The following is a 24,074-nucleotide window of genomic DNA, read 5'->3' as shown; positions in this document are numbered from 1 at the left end:
TCAACACTCACCAGACTACCGCCGGAATCTAAGATGCATTGAGACTCCGTTTAGATCCCATTTGTTCCAATTAGCTCCGGAAATACATTGATATAACGGACTTAATCATGCACATCAACAACAACCCCGTATTAATCCCTAACAATATTAACCGTTGGGGGCTAATTACATTGCTGTTCAAAGGCCATCAGGCGCTGGGCGGTTCATGGCAAAAATCGCAGTTTCGGCTTAAATTTATCGCCCGAACCTTAATCAGCCCAAAATTGACCTTTAACTTACTGGGTGTACTGGTAAAGCAACCGTTTCTCAATAGCATGCTACGCGCTCAACCGGACTTACCTTGTAAATTACACCGCCCTTATTTGGCTAACACACTTAATAATCGGCAAAAACTGGAAGTCCTACAGGCTCATTTCCAGTTGGAAAACCAGTGTATTCCAGAATTATTACGCCGTAACTATTTGCACCATTCGCCTTATAAACTCACCGAGTTAACTGGCAAGAATGAGGAAAAGTATTCTATTTATTTAGGCGTTATTCCAAAACTCAATAAGGAGGGTGAAATTACGCTGATGCTTGCCAATGAGCAACAACAAACCCTGGCATTGCTCACATTTAGCCTCACTTATTACCAAAACCAAAAAACGCTGTTTATCGGTGGGTTACAAGGTGCAGATAACGAAACCCCACACAGCGAAATTCATGCTTGCACCAAGGCCTGTCATGGATTATTCCCGAAACGATTAGTATTGGAAGCCACCTGTTGCCTGGCTGAACTGATGGGAATAACACAGATAATAGCCGTCGGTAATGCCACCCATGTTTATCAGAACTGGCGCTATCGGGCGAAAAAGAGAGATAAGTTACATGCAGATTACGATAACTTCTGGATATCACTGGGCGGAGAACAATGCTCGGAAGGTCATTTCAATTTGCCCGCCAGAATCGCACGTAAGCCGATAGAAGACATTGCAAGTAAAAAACGCGCAGAATATCGCCGCCGTTATCAATTACTTGAGCAACTTGAAAATGGCCTGGCCGCGCACTTTTCGCCCGACCAGGGGTGCTCAGGCGGAGCAATGCCGCGTTAATCAGCCCGGCCGCGCGCTAGCCAAACTACGCGGGAGAACATTTTTTTCAACAAGGGAGGGATGAATTCAATGCCCCGTTCTCTGGCGTAGCTAGTCACTTCAATCGCTAAGTCTGGCTTTGAGGTACGATGAATGGCTTTTTCAATCACCCTGCGTGGCTGCATTTTGGCATTGCTAGGAATACCGGATATCCGGTGATATACCTCATCAAAACCCGAGCGATATAAAAAGTGCTCCATATCTGGAGCTGGCAAAATGGTCAAACGATCTCGCTCGTGATCTCGCTCATTGTCCGCCATATTACGTACTGTCGCGGCATACTTTTTCCCTGCGTCATCGCCATCAGTCAGAACATGCCACTGGATCCCCATTCTATTGGCAAATTTGAGTAACGGGCGTAGGCCACTTTGAGCAAACTCAATCACTTTTACGCCTTCCGCTTCAAAGTGATAGCCGCACTGACGAGCCAGTTCATTCAACAACCAAATTTCGGTTTCCCCCTCTACCAACAGCCAGCAACGGGCAAACAACGCTGAGGGGCGATTGAAACGAATATGAAAAGCGATACGACGGCTATCTTCAGAACTCATACCTCGAGGACCGATGCGGTAAGTGGCAACCCTGGAAGATTCACGCACTAATCGACAAATGCTTTCAACGGGTACTAATGAAATGAGTTCCCCAGAGTTTGTAGTTGTAATGCGCTGAAGCGGCAGTTGGCTCAGTAGGCCCCAGGCAACAGATAACATGATCGGGTGCAAACGAGTTTCCGGGTCTTCCACCAGCAGCAATGGGCGTGCATGGGGGTCAAGACTCAGTGATCCTTTCGCTTGCAATAGCGTTGAAAACATACCCAACAGTATCAATCGCATACTGCGGCTGTTAGGTTCGGCCACCATGCGGTTGATGCTATCGAGGGCGAGCCAGGCTTCACGTTCAGGTTGTGGCCGGTGACGGTGGTTACGCAGGTTAGCAGACTGTGACCCTTGCTCGGCGAAATAGTGTTCTAGCAGTTGACGCATCGCCTCTAAGCCCTGCCGCAGCTGGGTATTAGTCAGTTTTTGTGGATTCCGTACCAATTCGCGGCTTAACTGATCCAACTGCTGATTCAACGCCACTTTATCTGGCTGGTTACTGTTTTCAGTCGTGGTGCTACGCAGTCGGCGGATGAAACGCGCATCTCGCAGGCGCAATACCGGATGAATGCGAATCACCCCACGCGCCAGTTTTTCAATATCGTGCAATTCCAGTGGGCACCCTTCTAAATCGAGGAACGTGCGCCAGGTACATACAGTGCCATCATCAGCCTGCTCACCTTCAATTCGATAATAAATACGATGTAAACCATCGTCATTATTTATCCATAGCGGCGCCAACTGGCGATAACGAGGGGCGCGCCAATGACCAATATCTTTTTCGCAAAAGGTGAAAATAATTTGTAAGTGGCGCTCTTTAGCACTTTCATCACCTGCTGGGTAATAAAAATCCTGCGAGGTAAAATGATAAAGTTGAGGTTCGGGGGATAAAAGTAACGTGAGAGCATCTAATAGACTGGATTTACCCCAGGCATTCTCACCGATCAGCACCGTATTATCGTCAAGGTTCAATGAAATACGATTAATACCACGAAAACCGACAATATCTACGCGTTCAAGATACATGCTACGCCTCCGATGCGAATTTATTCATACTGATACTATCAGATTACAGAGTTAACCTATTACCTGATTATCTCAGGCAAAAAAACCTTATAGGTCAAGTCGCCTGGCAACTAGAGCTGCTTTACTCTTCCTTTGATTTTAGATAGTTTATTGCGCCACAGCCCATTATTCATCTGCATATGATACCCAAAGTCATTGACGTTACAGCACGGCAAGTCACGACAATGAGGAAGGGTATAGGACGGTATAACTCGTGTATTCAGGATTGCTGATCATTCTTTTGCCGTTAATTATTGGTTATCTCATCCCACTTAGCCGCAAAACATTAATTCAATTGATCAACCGCTTATTGAGCTGGATGGTCTACGTTATTTTATTCTTTATGGGTATCAGCCTGGCATTTCTCGAAAATCTCAGTGCGAACCTGCTGCTTATTTTCCAATACACCGGTGTCTTCTTCCTGTGTATTTTTTGTGCCAATTTACTGGCGTTATTTTTGCTCGAACGCAAAACGCCGTGGAAAAATACCCATCGCCAGGAAGCATTACCGTCTCGTCTGCATATGGCATTGGAATCATTAAAGTTATGCGGCGTAGTCATTGTCGGTTTCTTACTGGGATTGAGCCAATGGGAGTGGTTGCAGTTTGCCGCTAAAGGTAGCGAACTGGCACTGATTTTCCTACTTTTCTTAGTTGGGATTCAATTACGTAATAGCGGGATGACACTGCGCCAGATTGTATTGAACCGCCGTGGCACCATTGTGGCCTTTGTGGTGGCGATCAGCGCATTGGCGGGCGGAATGCTCGCCGCAGCATTGATGGGCTTACCTATTAAGACTGGGCTAGCGATGGCCTCTGGCTTTGGCTGGTATTCATTATCTGGCATTTTATTGACTGATTCATTCGGCCCCGTAATTGGGAGTGCGGCATTCTTCAATGACCTGGCGCGTGAATTAGTGGCCATTATGCTGATTCCAACACTGGTGCGCAGCAGCCGTTCCACCGCGCTAGGTTTGTGTGGCGCGACCTCCATGGACTTCACGCTGCCGGTATTACAACGCAGTGGCGGGTTAGAAATGGTGCCCGCCGCTATTGTGCACGGATTTTTACTGAGCTTGCTCGCACCAATCTTGATTGCTTTCTTCTCTTCATAATTCTTCATTCGCGCAGTGAGCCACCCGGTTCACTGCGTAATTTCACTCCAATAGTGAATGAATTCTCATTCGCAGCAAAAGTTGCGCCAAATCAAAACAAGTTAAAGTTGCATTAAAAAAGCCTTTTTAAACCTCTTGTGCACATCTATGCTTTTAAACACGCATTACAAATGCAACTTTAAAAGGAAAAATAATTATGTTCTGTGTGCAATGTGAACAAACTATCCGGACGCCTGTGGGTAATGGCTGCTCTTACGCGCAGGGAATGTGCGGAAAAACCGCCGAAACCTCTGATTTACAAGATTTATTAGTAGCCGTATTACAAGGGCTGTCCGCTTGGGCATTAACCGCCCGCGAGCTAGGCATTGTTGACCATGAGATTGACAGCTTTGCACCCAGAGCCTTTTTCTCCACACTGACCAACGTTAACTTTGACTCAGATCGCATCGTCGGTTATGCCAAAGAAGCCATTTTGTTACGCCAATCATTGGCTATTCGTTGCCGCCTGATTGACAGCACGATTACAGTCGATCACCCACTGGCCGAGCTACAACTACACTCCGACGACATCCCAACTCTGCAACAACAAGCCCAGCAATTTGCACTCAATAACGACAAAGCTGAGGTCGGTGATGATATTCATGGTCTGCGAATGTTGTGCCTGTATGGCCTAAAAGGGGCTGCTGCTTATATGGAACATGCCTATGTGCTGGGGCAGTTCGATGAGCAAATTTATGCACAATATCATGCCTATATGGCTTGGTTGGGCACTCAACCGCGTGATGTTGATACCTTACTGAATAACGCCATGGGCATTGGCAAAATGAACTTCAATGTCATGGCTATTTTGGATCGCGGCGAAACACAAGCTTACGGCGACCCGCAGCCAACATCAGTGAACGTGCGCCCGGTAGCTGGTAAAGCCATTTTGATTTCAGGTCATGATCTCAAAGACTTACAAATGCTGTTGGAGCAAACTCAGGGAACCGGAGTCAATATTTATACTCACGGCGAAATGTTGCCCGCCCACGGCTACCCTGAGTTAAAACGCTATTCACATTTGGTCGGTAACTATGGTAGTGGCTGGCAGAATCAGCAGACAGAATTTGCTAAATTCCCCGGCCCTATTTTGATGACATCCAACTGTATTATTGACCCAAATGTAGGAAATTACGGCGACCGTATTTGGACGCGCAGTATTGTTGGCTGGCCGGGTGTCAATCATCTGGCAGGTGAAGATTTTGCACCGGTTATTGAACAAGCACTGGGGATGGCAGGGTTCCCGTACAATGAGTTGGAACATTTAATTACTGTCGGTTTTGGTCGTCAAACCTTGCTAAATGCTGCGGATACCGTGATTGATCTGGTTGCCACTAAAAAACTGCGTCATGTCTTTTTGGTCGGTGGATGTGATGGTAGCCGCACAGAACGTAGCTATTTCACCGATTTTGCCCGCAGTGTGCCGCAAGATTGCATCATTATGACCTTGGCTTGCGGTAAATATCGCTTCAACAAACTCGATTTCGGCACTCTGGAAGGGTTACCGCGTCTGCTGGACGTTGGTCAATGCAATGATGCGTATTCTGCGATTATGCTGGCGGTTAAGTTGTCAGAAAAACTCGGTTGCACCGTCAATGACTTACCGCTCAGCCTGGTGTTGTCATGGTTCGAACAAAAAGCCATTGTTATTCTGCTGACCTTACTGTCCTTGGGTGTAAAAAATATCTATACCGGCCCGACCGCTCCGGGGTTCCTGACCGATAATTTGATGGCAATTCTGTATGAGAAATTTGGGATGCGGCCAATTACGACCGTAGAACAAGATATGAGTGCAATCTTAGGTCATTAAGTCACCGCCTTATGCCCGGCCAATGCGCTTTGCTGTCGCTGGCTGGGCATAAATCATATTTTGCCCCAAATGACCTGATTTGTTGTGAGGTTCCCATGACTGATTTTATCCCCACTGATTGCCCTACTGCTATCACGCCCAACCGTATGCAAGTTCACTCCATCGTGCAAGAAACCCCCGACGTCTGGAGCCTGCGGCTGATTAATCATGACTTTTACCCTTATTTGCCGGGGCAATATGCTTTGGTGAGTATTCGTAACAGTGATGAAACCCTACGCGCTTATACCCTCTCTTCCACACCCGGTTTAAGCCCATTTATCCAGCTTACCGTGCGTTGTTTAGCTGATGGTGAAGGCTCACAATGGCTGACTCAACAGGTCAAAGCAGGTGATTATCTGTGGCTGTCCGATGCTCAGGGGGAGTTTACCTGTGCTCATTTTGATGATGACCACTATTTAATGTGTGCCGCCGGTTGCGGTGTTACACCGGTGATGTCGATGTGCCGTTATTTACTCGCGCAACGGCCAAAAGCCGATATCCGGGTCATTTTTAATGTCCGCACTCCAGCAGATGTCATTTTTGCCGATGCCTGGCAAGCACTATTGCAGCAGTATCCCCAGCAGTTGCAGCTCACATTGATGGCCGAGTCAAATGCAACGGATGGATTTATTACCGGGCGAATTAATGCTCAAGTGATGCAACAGGTCGCACCGGATATCACTCATCGCCGCGTCATGACTTGCGGGCCTGCACCTTATATGGATTGGGTTGAGCAATATTGTCGTGAGCAAGCAGTCCCGAGTGACCATTTCCAGAAAGAGCAATTTCGAACATCCGATGAAGCTATCGACAGTGGCAATGAACTGACGATGACCATCAGTCACCCGCTACGCAGTGTGAAAGTCCCGGTTGGCACCTCGCTGTTATTTGCTTTGGAGCAACACAAAGTACCGGTGATGGCCGCTTGTCGCGCAGGTGTTTGTGGCTCTTGTAAAACCCGCATTCTGCACGGCGACTACACCACCACCAGCACCATGACACTGACACCGGAAGAAATCGCTCAGGGTTATGTTCTGGCATGCAGTTGCCAGTTGCAGGGGGATGTTCAACTGGCTTGATAGAATTATTCTTGCTCCATTAATGCGGTTAATACGGCAATAATCGTCAAACGCGCCATACTTTGGCCTCATATACCCTAAATAATTCGAGCTACAGGAAGGCGGCAATTGAGTCAATCCCCGGGAGCTTACATCAGTAAGTGACCGGGGTGCGCGAAAGCAGCCAACGCACCAGCAGCTTGGAGTATGACAGGTATAGGATAATGACTCGCCATTAATCCTTGAGGGAACAACTATGAAGCAAACCGTGGCAACACTGGTCGCAAAAACGTTGGAACAAGCTGGCGTTAAACGAATCTGGGGCGTAACCGGGGACTCACTCAATGGTCTGAGTGATAGCCTGCACCGCATGGGAACTATCGAGTGGTTGGGAACACGCCATGAAGAAGTTGCCGCTTTCGCTGCTGGCGCGGAGGCACAACTCACCGGACAACTCGCTGTCTGTGCGGGTTCTTGTGGCCCGGGTAACCTACATCTGATTAATGGCTTATTTGATTGCCATCGCAACCATGTTCCCGTGCTGGCAATCGCCGCTCATATCCCATCCAGTGAGATTGGCAGCGGATATTTCCAAGAAACTCACCCACAAGAACTGTTTCGCGAATGCAGCCACTACTGTGAATTGGTGTCAAATCCAGAGCAATTGCCTCGCGTGCTAGAAATTGCCATGCGCAAAGCCATCCTTAACCGTGGTGTTTCAGTGATTGTGCTACCGGGTGATATCGCACTACAACCGGCTCCGGAAGATGCCGCCGTAGTGTGGCAAACACCTAAACTGCCTTTAGTTCAGCCACAGATGAGTGAGTTGAATATCTTGGCCGAGACATTAAACCAAGCCAAAAACATCACACTAATGTGCGGCAGTGGCTGCGCGGATGCCCATGATGAAGTGGTGAAACTGGCTGAAATGCTACAAGCACCGGTAGTACATGCGCTGCGTGGTAAAGAACATATTGAGTGGGACAATCCCTACAGTGTAGGCATGACCGGGCTGATTGGTTTTGCCTCCGGCTATCATGCCATGATGAATGCCGATACGTTGGTATTACTGGGGACACAGTTCCCCTACCGCGCGTTTTATCCCACCCATGCAAATATCATTCAGATTGATATCAATCCCGGCAGCATCGGCGCTCACTGCCCGGTCAATATGGCGCTGGTCGGTGATATCAAAACCACGCTGAGTGCGCTGTTACCTCAACTAGAAGCCAAAAGTGATAATACATTTTTGACCAAGGCACTGGAGCACTATCGCACCACGCGCAAAGATCTGGATGGGCTGGCAACCGCCAATGATAACCAACCCATTCACCCGCAATATCTGGCGCAACAAATCAGCCGCCATGCCACAGATGATGCCGTTTTCACTTGTGATGTTGGCACACCCACTGTGTGGGCTGCCCGTTATCTGGAAATGAACGGAAAGCGCCGTTTACTGGGTTCGTTTAACCACGGATCTATGGCTAATGCCATGCCACAAGCCATTGGTGCGCAAGCCACCGACCCGAATCGACAAGTTGTGGCCTTATGTGGTGATGGCGGTTTCACTATGCTAATGGGGGATTTTCTCACCTTGGCACAGCTAAAATTGCCGGTGAAAATTGTGGTATTTAATAACAGTGTATTGGGCTTTGTCGCCATGGAGATGAAAGCCGGTGGCTATCTAACCGATGGCACTGATTTACATAATCCTGATTTTGCCGCTATCGCTAACGCGGCGGGCATTAAAGGTATTCGGGTAGAAAAAGCCTCTGAGTTAGATGCGGCACTGGAAAGCGCTTTTGCCCATCCGGGGCCAGTCTTGGTGGATGTGGTCACCGCCAAACAAGAACTGTCGATGCCGCCACAAATCAAGTTTGAGCAAGCCAAAGGATTCAGCTTGTACATGCTTAGAGCTATCATTAATGGCCGTGGTGATGAAGTGGTCGAACTGGCCAAAACCAACTGGTTACGGTGATAAAATACCGTTCATTTCATAAAAATTCTCTCCATTTTTCCTGCCACAGAGGCCGATTTTATACTGGCTTCTGTGGTAAACAATTGTTGTGATTTTCCCATCCAGTTAACAGTTTTCACATCCTATCCAGATAAAAATTAAGCAGGCGCATGAGGCTGCTTTATTTAAATCCTCATTCATAATGTACGGCGTAAATCTTAATTAAGTCGAATTCGTATTGGGGATAAATAAAATGGCAAAAAGCACCATGTCAGATTTCTCACCTTCGGCGGAGTTAATCTGCATACTCAGAGCAAAGTCTTACAGTGAGAAAAGAGAGGGATACAAAACAGATGATTATATCTCGCTATTAATTTCGCACTCTCTAACCTCTTTCTTTTCCATGACACAAAAATCTTTTTTGATGTCCGGCAATATTCTTTCTCCGCAGATCCCCGCAGGTAGCTATGAGTTTTTAATTAGCCGGATAAAATACATCGACGAGTTCTTCCAATTACGTGCCAGCGAGTTTGCCAATATTTTCATTCTGGGTGCAGGTTTTGATTCCAGAGCGATTCGATTCCAAAATCAACTACAGCAAAATCGAGTTTACGAACTCGACCACCCAGTATCTCAAAAGAACAAAATAGCTAAGCTACAAGAACTTAGCATCCCGATCCCGGAAAATTTACGCTATATCCCGATTGATTTTAATCAGCAGGATTTAACCACTACCTTACAAGAGATTCCGCAAAAAAAAGGAGAGAAAAGCCTATTTATATTGGAGGGGCTAATTATGTATCTTCCTCCCGACACGGTGAACCGTATTTTTTCAGCCATCGACACTTGTGCTCCTGATGGCAGTGAAATCATTTTCGATTATGTTTATTCCGACGTCATCGCCGGTGAAAGCACCTCATATGGTTCGGTCGAAGTTTTAGAAGGATTAAAAAACATTGGTGAGCACTGGATTTTTGGCATCGAAAAAGGACATCTGACGGCATTTCTTAATAAGTATCATCTGAAATTGTATTGTGATGCCGACGCCAGCACTTTAGAAAAGCGTTTTTTTACCAATAAACAAGGGACAGTTCTGGGCAAACTGAATAAAGCGCTAGCAATTGCTCATGGAATTAAATAAAAACCAGAATAAAATCAGCGAACAGACCTTACTTGCGAGATGAATAACCGATTTAAAGTAAATAATATTTTGTCGGGCTTCTTTGTTTTAATATTCTCGCTATGATGAAGCCACTCTTTCCCTGTTCGCGAGAAAATTATGCTGATCGATTTACGCAGTGACACCGTTACACAACCTGATGCCGCCATGCGCCAAGCCATGGCTAATGCCGAAGTCGGCGATGATGTGTATGGCGATGACCCGACGGTGAATGCTTTGGAAGCCCAAGCCGCCAGGTTATCAGGTAAAGAGGCCGCATTATTCCTGCCGACCGGTACACAAGCAAATTTGGTGGCACTGTTGACTCACTGTCAGCGTGGTGAAGAGTATATTGTCGGCCAAAAAGCGCATAACTATCTCTATGAAGCCGGTGGAGCCGCAGTGCTTGGCAGTATTCAACCACAGCCTATTGATGCAAATGATGACGGCACTTTGCCACTGGATAAAGTTTTGGCCGCTATCAAGCCTGATGATATTCATTTTGCCCAAACCCGGCTGTTAAGTTTGGAAAATACCCACAGCGGAAAAGTATTGCCACTGAGTTACTTGCAGCAGGCATGGGCATTGACTCGTGAACAGAAACTGGCGCTACATATTGATGGTGCTCGTATTTTTAATGCCGCCGTGGCATTGAATGTCCCGCTGAGCGAAATCACGCAATATTGCGATACCCTGACAATCTGCCTCTCCAAAGGGTTGGGCGCACCTGTTGGCTCATTACTGTGTGGCAGCGCTGAATACATTAAACGCGCGCGTCGTTGGCGCAAAATGACCGGCGGCGGCATGCGTCAGGCGGGTATTCTGGCAGCAGCAGGGCTGTATGCACTAGAGCATAATGTGGCGCGACTAAAAGATGATCATGACAATGCCCTCTGGCTGGAACAACAACTGCGTGCGCTAGGGGTAGAGATAGTGGCTCCGGGAGCGCAAACCAATGTGCTGTATAGTAAACAATCCGCTGAATTAGCCGCCAAGCTAGGCCCGTGGATGCGCGAACGTGGGGTATTAATCAGCGCTGGCCCAATCACCCGAATGATTACTCACATCAATATCAGCCGTAAGGATTTGGAAAAAGTCGTCGCGCTATGGCGTGAGTTTTTGAGCGAGCAGCGCTCATGACACCGCAGCGGATATTGGTGCTGGGCGCCAGTGGCTATATTGGTCAGCATCTGGTGCCGAGACTCAGCCAGCAAGGGCATAGGGTCACTGCGGCTGCCCGCCGTATCGAGTGGTTAAAAGAGCAACCCTGGCCGGGGGTCGATTGCCGTTTTGTCGATCTTTACCAGCCCTCAACCCTTATTACCGCGCTACAAGATATTGATGTCGTCTATTATCTGGTACATGGCATGGGTGACGGGCAGGATTTGATTGAGCAGGAACGCCTGGCCGCCACCAATATGAAAGCAGCGCTGCAACAAAGTCCGTCAGTAAAGCAGATCATTTATCTCAGTGCATTACAGCCGGATGATAACAGTTCCCCTCATCTGATTGCCCGCAAACTAACCGGCGATCTGCTTTGTCAAAGTGGTATTCCGGTGACGGAGCTGCGCGCCAGTATTATCGTCGGCCCGGGTTCTGCCGCTTTTGAAATTATGCGCGATATGGTTTATAACCTGCCAATTCTGACACCACCGCGCTGGGTGCGCTCAAAGTCATCACCGGTTGCGCTGGAAAACTTGTTAGTTTACTTAACGGAATTGCTCAATTATCCGGCCGCAGAAAACCGCATTTTTGATGTCGCCGGGCCGGAATACATTAGCTATCAAACCATGTTCGAGCGCTTTATTGCCATCAGTGGTAAACGGCGCTGGCTGGTCCCCATTCCGCTCCCTACCCGCTTTATCTCGGTTTATTTCATCAATATGGTGACGTCAGTGCCCACGTCCATTGCCAGCGCATTGATTGAAGGACTGAATCACGATCTACCTGCGGATGGTCAAGCTTTACAGGCACTTATCCCCCAACAACTGATCAGTTTTGACGATGCTGTCAAAGAGACATTACGCCGTGAAGACGAAGTGGTGGATTCACCCGACTGGGGTTATGACCCCGAGGCTCGCGCCCGCTGGCGACCGGGTTATGGCTTTTATCCTAAACAAGCCGGCTGCCAACTCTATACCTCAGCATCCAGCGAAGCACTGTGGCATGTGGTACAGCAAATTGGCGGCAAAGAAGGTTATTTCTATGGTAATCCATTATGGAAAACCCGTGCCTGGATGGATGATCTTGCTGGTGGCGGGGTCGTTTATGGCCGTCCAGATAGGGAAACGCTGGAATTAGGTGACTTGATTGATGGCTGGAAAGTTATCACGCTCAAACCGCTGCGTCAGTTGGCAATGATGTTTGGCATGAAAGCACCGGGTCTCGGGCGGTTAACCTTTACCATCAAGGACTTGGGTGGACGCCGCAGTTTTGATGTTCGGGCATGGTGGCATCCGGCGGGCTTTAATGGATTACTGTATTGGTTTGTGATGATGCCAGCTCATCTGTTTATTTTTCGCGGAATGGCAAAACGCATCACCACTTTAGCGGTGCAATATGACCGCGAACGCAACCACAAGAGCGACGAATAACGCTGCAAATTCAAGTATGCAGGGGATTCTGATTGCATAGCGCTGCATTTCACGAAAGAATGGCATCTTATTTGCTGGATGAATAAATAAAAGCTCTAGCATTCTGATTTTTGGTGGGAACCGAATTCGCTATGAAGGTATTGGTCACCGGTGCAACCTGTGGGTTAGGCCGAAATGCCGTTGAATATCTCCGTCGTCAGGGTATCAAAGTTATCGCCACCGGCAATAATCCGGCGATGGGTGCATTATTGACAAAAATGGGCGCTGAATTTATTCATGCGGATCTGACGAATCTGGTTTCCTCGCAGGCGAAAGCCATGCTGGCTGATGTCGATACGCTGTGGCATTGCTCCAGTTTTACCTCGCCGTGGGGCACGGAGCAGGCTTTCGAGCTGGCCAATGTCCGCGCCACACGCCGCCTGGGCGAATGGGCCGCTGCTTATGGTGTGGAAAATTTTATTCATATCTCCTCACCGGCCATTTATTTCGATTATCACCACCATCGTAATATTCAGGAAGACTTCCGCCCAGCACGTTTCGCCAATGAATTCGCGCGAAGCAAGGCAGCGGGAGAGGAAGTTATACAGCAATTAGCGCTGTCCAACCCGCAAACTCATTTCACTATTTTGCGTCCGCAAGGTCTCTTCGGCCCGCACGATACCGTGATGCTGCCGCGTCTGCTGCAAATGATTAAGTATTATGGCACGCTGCTGCTACCCCGTGGCGGTGATGCACTGGTGGACATGACCTACCAGGAAAATGCCGTACATGCGATGTGGTTAGCAACCCAAAGCCAGAATACACAGTCTGGTAGAGTTTATAATATTACTAATCAGCAACCCCGCCCGCTGCGCACCATCGTGCAACATCTACTGGAAGAGTTGGATATGCCCTGCCGTATTCGCTCAGTGCCCTACCCGATGTTGGATATCATGGCCCGAGCCATGGAAAAACTGGGGAATAAAGCCGAAAAGGAACCAGTATTGACCCATTATGGTGTAGCTAAACTTAATTTTGATCTGACGCTGGATATCCACCGTGCTGAATTAGAATTAGGGTATCGCCCGCAGGTGTCATTGGATGAAGGTATTATCCGCACGGCCCGTTGGTTAAAAGAGCACGGCAAGCTCAACACGCGTTAACTCCGCAGATTCTTTGGGTCTATACTACAATCACTTTCATAACAGATTCTTTCACTTAAGGTCATCATATGAAAAAGAAAAATATTGCCCTGATTCTTCCACTTGCCATTCTGCTTAGCGCTTGTAGTAATACCGTTGATCCAGCATACAAAGACATCAGCAGTCGCACGGCGCCTTGTATTGACGGTGGGCCGGACACGGTAGCGCAAAAATTCTATGACCTGCGGGTTCAGCAAATCGGCAATCAGAGTGGCTTGCCCGATGATAATCTGTCAGCTCAATTTCGCCCTTATCTGAGCCAGGCACTTTATGAGCAGATTCAAACCGCCAGAAAGCAAGCAGGCAATCGCACCTCTTCTGGGGTAAATAGCACACAAACCATTAATGGCGATATCTTCACCAGCTTACGTGAAGGTAGCACCAGCGCGGATGTTGCCAGTGCTTCAACCATTCCCAATACCGATGCGCGGAATATTCCATTACGCGTCAATTTGACGCACCAGTCGGCGGGTGGGCAGTCAGTAATGTGGCAAGACGAAGTGTTGATGATCCGCGAAGGAACCTGCTGGGTGGTCGATGATATCCGCTTTATGGGCGTCTCTGCCCCGGCCAGTAGCCTGCGCCAACTTTTGGGTGATCACTAACTCCGGCGATTTGAAAGATGACAGGTATGTACCGGTTTTGTTCCAGTAAACCGGTACTCCTTGATTTGCAAACACATTATTGTTTTGGTTGTTTTTTAACCTATCACTGCGGTTACTCTGTCAGATTTATTCATCGCATGACAAATTCCCTGCGATAGCATTCAAATCCAAATGTTATGCTGTTTTCTGCCCCTGATGTTGGTTATTAATAAATTTTAACGCACAAAGATTGCATAAGTATGCCGCGGAAGTTACCATTCACGGCATCATTGGCTATTCAGATTTGGCGCATGAGTATTCAACTTAACGGAATTAACTGTTACTACGGCGTACACCAGGCGCTGTTCGACATTACCTTAGACTGTCCTGCGGGCGAAACCTTAGTGTTACTGGGGCCAAGTGGTGCCGGTAAAAGCTCATTATTGCGTGTGCTTAACCTGCTGGAAATGCCACGTTCAGGAACCTTGCAGATAGCAGGTAATCACTTTGACTTTTCCCAGGCTCCAGGCGCAAAAGCTATTCGCGAATTACGCCAGAATGTGGGGATGGTCTTCCAACAATACAATCTTTGGCCACACCTCTCTGTGATACAGAATCTGATTGAAGCCCCTTGCCGCGTGCTGGGTCTGTCAAAAGATGAGGCTATGGCGCGGGCAGAAAAGTTACTGACCCGTCTGCGTTTGACTGATTTTGCCGATCGCTTTCCGTTGCACCTCTCAGGTGGCCAGCAACAGCGTGTGGCTATTGCCCGCGCATTGATGATGGAACCGCAGGTTTTGTTGTTTGACGAACCAACTGCGGCGCTTGATCCAGAAATCACAGCACAAATTGTTAGTATTATCCGTGAATTGGCAGGAACCGGTATCACTCAGGTGATTGTCACCCATGAGGTTGAAGTGGCCCGCAAAACGGCCAGCCGTGTGGTTTACATGGAAAACGGCCACGTAGTGGAACAAGGTGATTCCAGCCACTTTACACAACCAACAACTGAAGCTTTTGCCAGCTATCTGTCACATTGATATCTATTTGGGAATTTGCGATGAAAAAATTAATAATTGCTGCCGTCCTTGCCAGTATCAGTTTGTCCGCCTCTGCCGCTGAAACTATTCGTTTCGCTGCTGAAGCCACTTACCCGCCATTCGAATTTATTGATGCCAATAATAAGATGCAAGGCTTTGATATCGATCTGGCTAATGCACTGTGTAAAGAGATGCAAGCCGAGTGTACCTTTACCAATCAGGCCTTCGACAGCTTGATCCCGAGCTTAAAATTTAAGCGTTTTGACGCGGTTATCTCTGGGATGGACATCACCCCTGAGCGCCAAAAACAAGTGGCCTTCACCCAGCCTTACTATGAAAATTCTGCACTGTTTATTGCTGAAAAAGGCAAAGTGGCTGATTTAGCGGCTCTGAAAGGCAAGCGTGTAGGGATGCAAAATGGTTCTACTCATCAAAAATACCTGATGGAGAAACACCCTGAAATTACCGCCGTGCCTTATGACAGCTATCAGAATGCCATTCTTGACCTGAAAAATGGCCGTCTGGACGCGGTATTTGGTGATACTGCGGTAGTCAATGAGTGGTTGAAGCAAAATAACCAATTGGCGGCTGTGGGTGACAAAGTGACTGACGCTGACTATTTCGGTACCGGTTTAGGGATTGCCGTTCGTCAGAACAACACTGAGTTACAGGGTAAGTTAGATGCTGCACTGGCGAAAGTTAAAGCAGATGGCACCTATCAGACAATTTATAAAAAATGGTTCCAGCAGTAATTTAAGCACCCATGAATGAATTTCAACCTTTAGCAAGCGCCGCCGGTATGACCGTCGGCCTTGCCGTTTGTGCACTGGCCCTCGGTCTGGTTCTGGCGATGTTATTTGCCGTCTGTGAATCGTCACGATGGAAGGTCGTCAGCTACCTGACAACCGGCTGGGTCACCATTCTGCGCGGGCTACCAGAGATTCTGGTGGTTCTGTTTATCTATTTCGGTTCATCTCAGCTGTTGATGATGCTATCAGACGGCTTCACTTTGAATCTTTATCTGTTTGAGCTGCCGATTAAGCTCAATATTGATGATTTTGAAGTCAGCCCATTCCTGTGTGGTGTTATCGCACTGGCCCTGCTCTATTCCGCTTATGCGTCACAAACTTTACGCGGCGCATTGAAAGCGGTGCCTGTTGGTCAATGGGAATCGGGCCAAGCATTGGGCTTGAGTCAGGCAGCTATTTTCTTCCGCTTGATTATGCCGCAGATGTGGCGTCATGCCTTACCCGGCTTAGGCAACCAGTGGTTGGTACTGCTAAAAGACACCGCGTTAGTGTCACTCATCAGTGTTAATGACTTGATGCTGCAAACCAAAAGCATCGCCACCCGGACTCAGGAACCTTTCACCTGGTATGTTATTGCCGCAGCTATTTATTTGGTGGTGACCCTATTGAGTCAATATGTACTCAAGTGGATTGAACTCCGTACCACCCGTTTTGAACGGAGCCCATCCTGATGCTGGAATACTTACCCGAGATCCTAAAAGGGCTGCACACCAGCCTGACATTGACCATTGCCTCCTTGCTGGTCGCTTTAGTGTTGTCATTGCTGTTTACCATTGTGTTGACGCTGAAAACACCCATCGCCACGCCACTGGTCAAGATCTATATCACGCTGTTCACCGGTACCCCGCTGTTAGTCCAGATCTTTTTGATCTACTACGGCCCCGGCCAATTCCCAGCGATTCGTGAATACCCGTGGTTATGGAACCTGCTGTCGCAACCTTGGCTATGTGCCATGATTGCCCTGGCATTGAACAGCGCGGCCTATACTACTCAACTGTTCTATGGTGCGGTGCGCGCGATCCCTGCCGGCCAGTGGCAATCTTGCGAAGCTCTGGGGATGTCTAAGGCCCAGTCATTACGCATCTTGCTACCATTTGCATTTAAACGCGCACTCTCATCCTATTCCAACGAAGTGGTGCTGGTGTTCAAAAGTACTTCACTGGCTTACACCATTACATTGATGGAAGTAATGGGTTACAGCCAACTGATGTACGGCCGTACCTATGATGTGATGGTATTTGGTGCCGCAGGACTCGTTTATCTGGTTGTGAATGGGTTGCTGACACTGTTTATGCGGGTAGTGGAGCGCAGAGCATTGGCGTTTGAGCGGCGTAATTAAGGTTAGTTTTATCACTTGCGATTTAGTTAACAGGATTTAGTGATCCGGTTCGGTTGTTAGGGCTTCACAGCTCACCTAACCTCCGATGAACCAACCGGCAAAGGGGCCATAAGCGTGGCCCCTTATGCAATCCCGCGCTTGCGCGAAATATTACTGCTATTCGCAGTCTCCTCCGGCAGCCGTTGGCCTTATCGAGCCAGCGCGAGTCGCTTCCTGCTCCAGCGCGCTTTTCGCCGCCGTCCATGGCGGCTCACTCGGGCCATCGTCTTTGTCGGTAATATTCCTGATTGCGCTCAACGTCAAAAGCCAATTCAAAACCATACTTTTGGAGTTTTGATTTTCTCTTTTGACTTTAAAAGCACATTTGAGCCGCCGAGTGAAGAATGAAGGTAGAACGCGAGGCAGGGATGCCGAGCGAGGGCCGCTTGAGCATGGATGCGAATCGGCCCGGTCCGTCAGCGGAATGATGAGTGAGGGAATCCACGAAGTGGGCAAGCGATACGTGCGCAAGCGCAGGGGATCCAAGGGGGTTACGCGCTTGTAACCCCTTTGGCGGTTGAGGTACCCAATGGCAAGGTGATCACCGCACTCATGTCAACCGAACATGATCACAAAACGAATATCAACCGAAATCCAATCCAATCCAATCCAATCCAATCCAATCCAATTTAATTTAATTTAATTTAATTTAATGCCAGTCAAACCTTAAACCAAATACCCTCCCCTCCCTTTATCTCTTAAAAATAAAAACTAAATTTTTAATCACATTACTTGCATATAAATTCATAAAATGGCAATGTAATCCACATCATTCATCCAAATAAATTGCGATGAAGCATCATCAGTCATAATAAAATCAATAACTAATAACGCATTCAAATAAAAAAAATTCAGACAGGAGTTTAAGCATGAAAAAGTTACTATTGGCAACAATCTTAAGTGGTATGGTTTTTAGCGCCACCGCCACCGAAACCATCCGTTTCGCTGCTTCAGCAACCTACCCGCCTTTTGAATCTATCGGTGCCAATAACGAAATTGTTGGTTTTGATATGGATTTAGCAAAAGCATTATGTAAGCAGATGGAAGCCAACTGCACATTCACCAATCAGGCCTTTGATAGCTTGATCCCGGCGCTTAAATTCAAACGTTATGATGCTGTTATTTCCGGTATGGACATCACGCCTGAACGTAGCAAACAAGTCGCATTTAGCCAGCCTTACTATGCTAACTCGGCCATTGTTATTGCTCCGAAAGGTAAATTCAGTTCTTTCGCCGATCTGAAAGGCAAGAAGATCGGGATGGAAAATGGCACAACGCATCAGAAGTATTTACAGGATAAACACCCGGAAATTCAAACTGTGGCTTATGACAGTTATCAGAATGCCATTATCGATCTGAAGAATGGTCGTATTGATGGGGTGTTTGGTGACACCGCGGTAGTGAATGAGTGGCTGAAAACTAATCCGAATCTGGCAGCTGTTGGCGAGCATGTCACTGATCCACAATACTTCGGCACCGGTCTGGGTATTGCGGTGCGCCCGGATAACACCGCGTTGCTGGAAAAACTGAATAAAGCCATCGACGCGGTTAAAGCTGATGGCACCTATAAGGCCATCAATGATAAGTGGTTCCCACAGTAATACCTTTTGTACTTTCGCCCTACGACGTCAAGAACGTAGGGTTAGCAGTGTAAGGACTTCGTAGTGAGCGGTATGCGGAAACATATCAAACAACTGCACCCGCTCAATACGATAGTCCGCTAACAAACTGATATCTTTTGCCATTGTCTCGGCATTACAGCTTGAATAGAGAATGAATTGCGGTGCCATTTGGCTGAGGTATTCACACAATTTAGCACCAATGCCACGCCGTGGTGGGTTAACCAAGACCAATTGCGGCACTTGTGTTTCTGCGGTGGCGAATTGGGTTGAATCCAGAGCGGCAAAAGTGACATTTTTCAGTCCCAATTGATCTGCCGACTGGCGTGCGCAGGCGATAGCTTCGGCACTGATTTCAATTCCGGTCAACCGAGTTTCAATATCCGCACAATGCAGGCCAAATCCCCCCACCCCACAAAACAGATCCCACATGCTATCAATCTTCAGCTCACGCACCCATTGGCGTGCTGTGGCATAAAGTGATGCCGCAACCTGTGGATTTGTCTGGAAAAAACTTTGTGGGCGGATAAACAACGGCACCTGATTAAAGATTTCTGGTAGCGCCTGCTGTTCAGTTAATGGAATCTCCTGCTCCCCTTCCAAAATCGCCATATGTACTGGCTGAATATTCACCGAGATAACCGCCAGTTGGGGTAATTGTTGCTGTAACCAGGGTAAAGCCGCTTGTAGCTGCGCCAGCTTGGTTTGTGAGCGCAGTACAAAGCGCAACATTAGCTCGCCGCTATAAGTGCTTTCTGTCAATAACAGGAATTTCAGTTCACCGCGCTTGCGGGCAACGTTATAAGGCGTTAGCCCTGCACGGGCAATAAACGTTTTTAGTACCGCAAATACCGGCGCAAAGCTGGCTGGATAAAGTGGGCATTCGCATAAATCAACCGGGGTGCCATCACGGTGCAACATCCCTAATAATGGGCGCTCAACGCTACCACTGACCACCATTTTGGCTTTATTACGAAAAGCACTTTCCTGCCCGAAGACCGGCGACAGCCACTGAGTGACGCGGTGATCAGATAGCAGATTTTCTAAATGATTTTGTTTATCAGCAAGTTGCTGCGGATAAGATTTATCCAGCCACTGACAGGAACGGCAGCGGCCCGCCGTATATTGTGCGCATTGCATTAATAATTAACCGTTATAATCTGAGACACTAAGATACAGCCGAGGCTATTGATAGGGGCGGATTGTAGCACTGTGTAACACTAAACACTCATTTTGGCGACCGAAAATAGCGATGCCAGGGGAAAAACAACAAACCGAGAATAACCACATCGGGGATCTTTTGTAGCAGCAAACTATGCAAAATTTCAGCACCGGTATCGCCTTCGATTCGGAAAACATCGACATCCAGTACCAACCAATCCAGTGATGCCATTAGCAAATAGACAACAACCAACAATTGACAGGCCACATAGCACCAGCGCGCCCAGTTTTGTCGCAGGCATACCGCCACGCCACACACCATTTCCAGCAGCAAAATCAAAATACTGGCAATAAAAATCAGGCCGGAATCCCAGCTTTGCAAGCTTTCATAGATAAAACTGCCGGTTCCCCCCCAACCCAACGTCGCCACCAATAGGATTACGCCGACGAAGCGGGTCGCAATAATGGCGATTCCGGCAATTAAAACCGGGACAGGTGTGGTGGCAGCAGATGAAAACGCTGCGGGTGAAAATAACAGTCTCATATTGCCCAGCCTGTCTCCTTGTTCGGTTTTTGCAACCTGATGTTATCCCAGACAATAACGCCGCTCGGAAGCGGCGTTATAAGTTAATGAAAGACTATCAGTTTTAAGGCTAGTCAGCTATTTATTATCAATCAAGCATTTATTATCAATCAACCACGGGCAGCTTTGCGTAATTCACGCAACCGCTGTTTTTCCGAACGGGACATAAACCACCACGCAATTAAGCCAATGATCCCGACCACCAGCAAAATAAGCGTCGCCAGTGCATTGATCTCTGGATTGACCCCCATACGCACACTGGAGAACACCAGCATCGGCAACGTTGTCGCGCCCGGCCCGGCCACAAAGCTGGCTATCACCAAATCGTCCAGCGATAAAGTAAAGGCCAGCAACCAGCCAGAAATTAATGCTGGGGCAATCATTGGCACGGTAATCACGAAGAAGACTTTCAATGGGGTCGCTCCTAAATCCATCGCGGCTTCTTCGATTGATCGGTCTAATTCGCGCAAGCGGGAACTGATAACCACTGTGACATAGGCGGTACAGAAGGTCACATGTGCCAGCCAGATGGTGAACATACCGCGCTCTGCTGGCCAGCCAATAGCATGCCCCATAGCAACAAACAGCAACAGTAACGACAAACCAGTAATGACGTCGGGCATCACCAGCGGTGCGGTCAACATAAAAGCAAAACCGGTCGAGCCACGAAAACGGCCAAACCGTACCATGACTACCGCGGCTATCGTCCCCAACACCACCGCCATGGTGGCCGAGGCGGCGGCAATAGTGAGACTCAGGCCAACTGCGGATATCATCGCCGAATCATTGAACAGCTCAATATACCAGCGGATAGACCACCCTGCCCATACCGTCACCAGTTTAGAGCTGTTAAACGAATAGATAACCAGCATCAACATTGGTGCATACAAGAAGGTATAGCCGACAATCAAAATAACCCGACGCCAGACCGAACGCACTTCCGGTAAGTTATTCATACCGCGCCTCCTGGCTCTTTATTCTGGTGTTTGTGGAACCAGATAATCGGCACTATCAGTAGCACTAACATCACCGTTGCAACGGCGGAGGCTACTGGCCAGTCACGGTTATTGAAGAATTCTTGCCATAAAATACGGCCAATCATGATGCTATCCGGCCCCCCGAGCAGCTCAGGAATAACAAATTCGCCTACCGCCGGAATAAATACCAACATAGAACCGGCCACGATCCCCCCTTTGGTCAAAGGCACAATCACACTGACAAAGGTTTTAAATGGCTTCGCCCCCAGATCCAGTGCCGCTTCCACCAATGAATAATCTAGTCGGGTCAGTGCGGTATAGATAGGCAGCACCATGAAAGGCAGATAGGAATAGACCACGCCGATATAGACCGCCAGATTGGTGTGCAGAATAATCAACGGTTGATCGATAATTCCGGCCCAGATCAGGAAGTTATTCAGAATGCCATTATTTTTCAGAATGCCCATCCAGGCATAAACCCGAATCAGGAATGAGGTCCATGACGGCAGGATCACCAACAGCAATAAGATATTGCGCGTGGATGACTTGCTGTGAGCTATCGCCCATGCCAATGGATAACCGATAATCAGGCAACACAAGGTCGATACCGCAGCCACTTGCAGAGATTGCAGGTAAGCATCGATATACAGTGGATCATCAAGCAGTTGCAGATAGTTGCCAAGATTGAGCGAGATATCCAGCTTGCTGTCCAGCCAGGTCACCAAGTCGGTATAAGGCGGAACTGCCCGCGCCATCTCTGCCAGACTGATTTTGAAGACAATCAGAAACGGCAACATAAACAGCAGGAATAACCATAAATAAGGGATGCCGATAACCAATTTGCGGCCATGCGACATTTGGAAACGTTGAATCAGCGCTTTAACCGGCCCCACCGCGCGGGTCGGTGGTTCTGCTGCTCCATGAGTGGATTCTGGTATCACAATATTTTGCTCCCCTAATGATCAGCTACAGGCCGATCAGTTACCCAACACGACACAGCTGTCAGCATCCCAACAGAGTTGTACTTCATCACCCCAGGTTGGCATCCCTTTGCGGTAACGATGGCCGTTCTGTAACTGTGCAGTGAGCATCTGTCCACTGTGTAATTTCACGTGATAAATGGACAAGTCGCCTAGATAAGCAATGTGTACCACTTCACCAACAGCAAAGTTGCAACCATCCTCCGGCACCTGTTCACACAGCATCACTTTTTCTGGCCGCAGCGCGACAAAGACGGGAACACCATCCACCACAGACGCGTCTGAATCCACCTTCAATGGATGGCGCAATCCGGGGCTGTCAATCACCAGCGCATCATCTAAACGCTCTTTTAATACGCCTTCAAACACATTCACCGAGCCGATAAACTCAGCACTGAATCTGCTGTTCGGATGCTCGTAAATCTCTTCCGGCTCACCAATTTGCACGAACTTACCACGGTTCATAATGGCGATGCGCCCAGCCATGGTCATGGCCTCTTCCTGGTCGTGGGTAACCATTACGCAAGTTGCTCCGACTCGCTCCAGAATATCCACCACTTCGAGTTGCATGCGGTCGCGTAGTTTTTTATCCAACGCACCCATCGGCTCATCCAGCAATAGCAGTTTTGGCCGTTTGGCCAGGCTGCGAGCCAAAGCGACCCGTTGGCGTTGGCCGCCGGACAGCTGATGTGGCTTACGTTTGGCAAACTCTTGCATATGTACCAGAGTTAGCATCTCTGCCACCCGGCTTTTAATTTCATTAGCAGGCAATTTGTCTTGTTTCAAACCAAACGCGATATTTTGCTCAACAGTCATATGTGGGAACAATGCATATGACTGGAACATCATATTAATTGGGCGCTGATAAGGCGGTACATGCGACAAATCCTGCCCATCGAGGACAATTTGCCCCTGTGTCGGCTGTTCAAAGCCAGCCAGCATTCGCAACAAGGTGGATTTTCCACACCCTGAAGCCCCTAACAGCGCAAAAATCTCACCTTTGTAGATGGTTAAATTGACATCATCTACCGCGGCCTGACCATCAAATGATTTGGTTAAATTGCGAATCTCCAGCAAGGGTGTAAACACCTTCTGGGATTTTGGCTGTGGGCGGGGAATTACATCATTCACTCAGCGTGCTCTCCGTAAAAGCAGAACAGGCCGCATTCGAGGTGCGGCGCAATAAAAAACAGGAACAGGA

At 48.2% G+C, this 24,074-nt stretch carries 22 protein-coding genes; 16 read left to right on the top strand and 6 right to left on the bottom strand.

Features of this window, described 5'->3' with window-relative positions; translation table 11 throughout:
- Positions 1-107 precede the first annotated feature (107 nt).
- A complete protein-coding gene (locus tag QSV56_RS01820) occupies positions 108-1,091 on the top strand; it encodes a VirK/YbjX family protein (RefSeq protein WP_019079891.1) in 984 nt (327 codons plus the stop codon).
- On the opposite strand, the gene QSV56_RS01815 is transcribed toward QSV56_RS01820, so the two are convergent.
- Positions 1,088-2,752 carry an ATP-dependent endonuclease gene (locus tag QSV56_RS01815; RefSeq protein WP_046050700.1) on the bottom strand — a complete coding sequence of 555 codons (1,665 nt, stop codon included), beginning with the start codon at positions 2,750-2,752 and terminating at the stop codon, positions 1,088-1,090. The genes QSV56_RS01820 and QSV56_RS01815 overlap by 4 nt on opposite strands.
- A gap of 253 nt (positions 2,753-3,005) precedes the next feature.
- Here QSV56_RS01815 and QSV56_RS01810 point away from each other — a divergent pair, with 253 nt between their 5' ends.
- The 15 genes from QSV56_RS01810 (at position 3,006) to QSV56_RS01740 (ending at position 19,154) form a co-directional block, all read left to right on the top strand.
- Positions 3,006-3,905 (top strand): lysine exporter LysO family protein, encoded by a 900-nt coding sequence (locus QSV56_RS01810; protein WP_019083462.1) that lies wholly within the window; start codon positions 3,006-3,008, stop codon positions 3,903-3,905.
- A gap of 196 nt (positions 3,906-4,101) precedes the next feature.
- Positions 4,102-5,754, top strand: a complete 1,653-nt coding sequence (gene hcp, locus QSV56_RS01805; RefSeq protein ID WP_263696217.1) for a hydroxylamine reductase — start codon at positions 4,102-4,104, stop codon at positions 5,752-5,754.
- 95 nt (positions 5,755-5,849) lie between these two features.
- Entirely contained in the window at positions 5,850-6,872 is a 1,023-nt protein-coding gene (gene hcr / locus QSV56_RS01800; RefSeq protein ID WP_046051999.1) for an NADH oxidoreductase, read from the top strand.
- 235 nt (positions 6,873-7,107) lie between these two features.
- Positions 7,108-8,829, top strand: coding sequence for a ubiquinone-dependent pyruvate dehydrogenase (gene poxB, locus QSV56_RS01795; protein WP_050321578.1), 1,722 nt, complete (start codon positions 7,108-7,110; stop codon positions 8,827-8,829).
- Positions 8,830-9,061: 232 nt separating this feature from the next.
- Positions 9,062-9,949 carry an SAM-dependent methyltransferase gene (locus QSV56_RS01790; protein ID WP_301210440.1) on the top strand — a complete coding sequence of 296 codons (888 nt, stop codon included), beginning with the start codon at positions 9,062-9,064 and terminating at the stop codon, positions 9,947-9,949.
- A gap of 138 nt (positions 9,950-10,087) precedes the next feature.
- The gene (gene ltaE / locus QSV56_RS01785) at positions 10,088-11,107 is read left to right on the top strand and encodes a low-specificity L-threonine aldolase (RefSeq protein WP_301210438.1); all 1,020 of its coding nucleotides are present in this window, start codon (positions 10,088-10,090) and stop codon (positions 11,105-11,107) included.
- Positions 11,104-12,561, top strand: coding sequence for a DUF2867 domain-containing protein (locus tag QSV56_RS01780; RefSeq protein WP_050917055.1), 1,458 nt, complete (start codon positions 11,104-11,106; stop codon positions 12,559-12,561). The genes ltaE and QSV56_RS01780 overlap by 4 nt, the downstream gene beginning before the upstream one ends.
- Before the next feature lie 131 nt (positions 12,562-12,692).
- Complete coding sequence (locus tag QSV56_RS01775) at positions 12,693-13,703, top strand: NAD(P)-dependent oxidoreductase (protein WP_301210435.1); 1,011 nt, start codon at positions 12,693-12,695, stop codon at positions 13,701-13,703.
- 68 nt (positions 13,704-13,771) lie between these two features.
- Positions 13,772-14,347, top strand: a complete 576-nt coding sequence (locus QSV56_RS01770; protein ID WP_019079901.1) for a lipoprotein — start codon at positions 13,772-13,774, stop codon at positions 14,345-14,347.
- A gap of 290 nt (positions 14,348-14,637) precedes the next feature.
- A complete protein-coding gene (gene artP, locus QSV56_RS01765; RefSeq protein ID WP_050122475.1) occupies positions 14,638-15,366 on the top strand; it encodes an arginine ABC transporter ATP-binding protein ArtP in 729 nt (242 codons plus the stop codon).
- A 20-nt stretch (positions 15,367-15,386) separates the two neighbouring features.
- Positions 15,387-16,118, top strand: coding sequence for an arginine ABC transporter substrate-binding protein (artJ, locus tag QSV56_RS01760; RefSeq protein ID WP_019079903.1), 732 nt, complete (start codon positions 15,387-15,389; stop codon positions 16,116-16,118).
- 11 nt (positions 16,119-16,129) lie between these two features.
- Complete coding sequence (gene artQ, locus QSV56_RS01755; protein ID WP_011816018.1) at positions 16,130-16,846, top strand: arginine ABC transporter permease ArtQ; 717 nt, start codon at positions 16,130-16,132, stop codon at positions 16,844-16,846.
- Positions 16,846-17,514: an arginine ABC transporter permease ArtM gene (gene artM / locus QSV56_RS01750; protein ID WP_005162844.1), complete on the top strand. Its 669-nt coding sequence runs from the start codon at positions 16,846-16,848 to the stop codon at positions 17,512-17,514. The genes artQ and artM overlap by 1 nt, the downstream gene beginning before the upstream one ends.
- A 114-nt stretch (positions 17,515-17,628) precedes the next feature.
- The gene (locus QSV56_RS01745; RefSeq protein WP_216597095.1) at positions 17,629-17,901 is read left to right on the top strand and encodes a hypothetical protein; all 273 of its coding nucleotides are present in this window, start codon (positions 17,629-17,631) and stop codon (positions 17,899-17,901) included.
- Positions 17,902-18,422: 521 nt separating this feature from the next.
- Complete coding sequence (locus QSV56_RS01740; RefSeq protein WP_046050692.1) at positions 18,423-19,154, top strand: arginine ABC transporter substrate-binding protein; 732 nt, start codon at positions 18,423-18,425, stop codon at positions 19,152-19,154.
- Positions 19,155-19,181: 27 nt separating this feature from the next.
- Here the strand turns inward: QSV56_RS01740 and rlmC are convergent, their stop codons facing one another.
- The 5 genes from rlmC to potG form a co-directional block, all read right to left on the bottom strand.
- Positions 19,182-20,312, bottom strand: a complete 1,131-nt coding sequence (rlmC, locus tag QSV56_RS01735; RefSeq protein WP_046050691.1) for a 23S rRNA (uracil(747)-C(5))-methyltransferase RlmC — start codon at positions 20,310-20,312, stop codon at positions 19,182-19,184.
- Between the two features lie 88 nt (positions 20,313-20,400).
- Complete coding sequence (locus QSV56_RS01730; protein ID WP_019083469.1) at positions 20,401-20,877, bottom strand: YbjO family protein; 477 nt, start codon at positions 20,875-20,877, stop codon at positions 20,401-20,403.
- A gap of 149 nt (positions 20,878-21,026) precedes the next feature.
- Entirely contained in the window at positions 21,027-21,872 is an 846-nt protein-coding gene (potI, locus tag QSV56_RS01725; RefSeq protein ID WP_019079909.1) for a putrescine ABC transporter permease PotI, read from the bottom strand.
- Positions 21,869-22,834 carry a putrescine ABC transporter permease PotH gene (gene potH, locus QSV56_RS01720; protein ID WP_005162867.1) on the bottom strand — a complete coding sequence of 322 codons (966 nt, stop codon included), beginning with the start codon at positions 22,832-22,834 and terminating at the stop codon, positions 21,869-21,871. The genes potI and potH overlap by 4 nt, the downstream gene beginning before the upstream one ends.
- Positions 22,835-22,870: 36 nt before the next feature.
- Positions 22,871-24,004 carry a putrescine ABC transporter ATP-binding subunit PotG gene (gene potG / locus QSV56_RS01715; RefSeq protein ID WP_005162870.1) on the bottom strand — a complete coding sequence of 378 codons (1,134 nt, stop codon included), beginning with the start codon at positions 24,002-24,004 and terminating at the stop codon, positions 22,871-22,873.
- Between the last annotated feature and the right edge of the window lie 70 nt (positions 24,005-24,074).

The organism is Yersinia sp. 22-579 (assembly GCF_030433455.1).
Taxonomy (GTDB): domain Bacteria; phylum Pseudomonadota; class Gammaproteobacteria; order Enterobacterales; family Enterobacteriaceae; genus Yersinia; species Yersinia enterocolitica.
The sequence above is the reverse complement of the archived record's forward strand: the minus strand, read 5'-3'. Positions and strand labels throughout refer to the sequence as shown.